2 protein-coding genes are annotated in these 2524 nt (G+C 33.2%); both read left to right on the top strand.

Going from position 1 to position 2524, the window contains the following annotated elements:
• The first annotated feature begins 503 nt into the window (after window positions 1–503).
• Window positions 504–992, top strand: coding sequence for a lipocalin-like domain-containing protein (locus tag F6K22_RS38495; RefSeq protein ID WP_293110169.1), 489 nt, complete (start codon window positions 504–506; stop codon window positions 990–992).
• A 412-nt stretch (window positions 993–1404) separates the two neighbouring features.
• Window positions 1405–2524, top strand: a 1120-nt coding sequence (locus tag F6K22_RS38490) for a flavin-containing monooxygenase (RefSeq protein ID WP_293110167.1), incomplete at its 3' end; no start/stop codon positions are given.

Below are 2524 nucleotides of genomic sequence, written 5' to 3'. Positions count from 1 at the left end.
GGATAATTATCTCTCCCTTTTAGGGAGAGGATTGACTAAAAGGAAAAAATTTATTTCTCTTGGTTGATTGGATATGGCGTTTGCTAGTTTACATGTTGCGGAGCAAAACGCGTAGCGTCCCGGAGGGAACGGAAACCTCGCCATCCCATCCTAGGTCATGCTCCGCAAACAACCGCTGTCTTGGTCGATTGGATATGGCGAGGAGACCTCGCCATCCCTCGACCGCTTTTTCCCCTATCCAAGGGGAGGCTAACAAAGCTGAATTATTTAATTATTAATTATTCGGTAATAAGTTTATGAAGCGCCAAATTTGAATTGGTATTACTACCTTCCTTCTATTTTCTAGTTTAGGTTTAGTCTACTCTTATGCCGATACTTTCGAGGAAGGAAAAATTTATCAACAAAATAAACTAATAGATAGAAGTTCAGAAACAAATGATAATTCACAAAAAGCTGTTGCAAATAGTCAGACAGATGTTCTCAAAGATTTAGTAGGAGAAAAAATGAGCGATAATTTAATCTCAAAAGATAATTTAGTTGGCACTTGGAAACTTGTTGATTTTTATACTGTTGATTCAGAAAAAAAAGTTGGTTATCCCTTTGGCAAAAATCCTACAGGTTATCTCGTTTATACTGAAGATGGATATATGTCAGTGTCAATTATGACGACTAATCGCCCACTTCTTGGTTTATCAGTAGAAGAAATGCAAGACTTGAAAAATGCTAAATTAGGACTAAAATTAATTGCTAGTATTGGCAAATATATTAAGGCAAGCTTGAGATATTTTAGTGCTGGGAGAAATTATCTTTCTTATAGTGGTAAATATGAAATACGAGATCATACAGTTATTCACCATCTTGAAGTAAGTCTAGTTCCTGATTGGGTTGGTTTAGATTTTGAACGTAATGTAGAATATTCAGACGGTCAGATTATACTTACTAATATGGTAAAAGATACATCTTTTAACTTAACCTGGAAACTTGTTAATTAGGCTCTTGAATTACAAATAATTCGGTTTTCCGTAATTAAGCAAAGGTACAGTAGGCATCTTGACTATTCATTATATTTTCTTGGTTGAATGCTTACCTCAATAAATATAAATATAGAAGCGATTTGGTATCTATTTAACAAGTAAAAAGTCCAATACCAATCTGGGTTTTATGATTCTGGCAGTCATTTTTCATAATTTTTCGGTTTCCTGAACCCTTATAGTTGTTAGGCTTTTTAAAAGGGGTTTCCTGAAGCCTTTTTATTTTAATAAAACATACCAAATGGGTTCTATAAGAGAATAGGAAAAAATAAACTATCTAAATTTTTACAATAGACTTGTTTGTTTTGCTGCCTCTATTCCCTACTCCCTACTCCCTACTCCCTAATATAGAAAAAATTATCAGATAAATTAAATGAATAACCAAATTTCTAGTAACCCAGAACAAAACTTAGAAATTGCCATTATCGGTGCTGGAATATCTGGTCTGTGTATGGCAATTAATCTCAAAAAAGCGGGTATTACAACCTTCAAAATTTTTGAAAAAGCAGATAATGTAGGCGGTACATGGCACGATAATACATACCCTGGTTGTGGTTGTGATACAGCATCTATTTTATATTCATTTTCGTTTGAACCTAAAAGTGACTGGACGCGGAATTATCCTAAGCAACCAGAAATACTTCAATATCTAGAACACTGCGCTGATAAATATGATATTAGAAAACACATTACTTTTAATACAGAAATTAGTAGTGCTTTTTTTGAATCAGAAAAAAATATTTGGCGTATTTATAATGCTTCTGGAGAAGAATTTTATGCCAATATTTTAGTTAGTGGTTGTGGGCAATTAAATCAACCAAAAATTCCTCATCTTGATGGTTTAGAAACATTTTCTGGAACTCAATTTCATTCCGCTCGTTGGAACCACGAACACGATTTAAACGATGAAACAGTAGCAGTAATTGGTACTGGTGCAAGTGCAATTCAATTTATTCCTATTATCGCTCAACAAGTGAAAAAATTGATTGTTTTTCAACGTAGCGCTCCCTGGGTAATGCCTAAGCTTGATTTTAAGTTTACAACTTTTATTCAGTGGTTAGGTAAAAATGTTCCATTAACACTTAGATTGTACCGATGGTTATTGTATTTAGTCCATGAATATTTCGTTGTTTATTTGACTATAAAACAAAATAGTATTTTCGGAAAAATTCTTAGTGCTTTCCTTAACTTCCAAAGAGAGCGAATCATCAAAAACGAAAGTCTTAAATCTATTATGCAGCCAAACTATGAAATAGGTTGTAAGCGTGTTTTAATTTCCAATGATTATTATCAAGCTCTACAACTTCCTAATGTAGAAGTAGTTGCTGATGGAATTAAAGGAATTAATCAAAATCAAATTATTACCAAAGATGGTACAGAATATCCTGTAGATACTTTGATATTTGCCACAGGATTTGATACAGTCCTCCTATCATCAATTAAAATTGTTGGTTTAAACAATCAATTGCTACAAGAAAAATGGCAAGATGGAA

It is taken from the genome of Okeania sp. SIO2F4, from assembly GCF_010672385.1.
GTDB lineage: Bacteria > Cyanobacteriota > Cyanobacteriia > Cyanobacteriales > Microcoleaceae > Trichodesmium.
The sequence above is the reverse complement of the archived record's forward strand: the minus strand, read 5'-3'. Positions and strand labels throughout refer to the sequence as shown.

Bases quoted from the DNA above. Each gene is read 5' to 3' on its own strand.
- F6K22_RS38495 (WP_293110169.1), top strand. From the start codon at position 504: ATGAGCGATAATTTAATCTCAAAAGATAATTTAGTTGGCACTTGGAAA.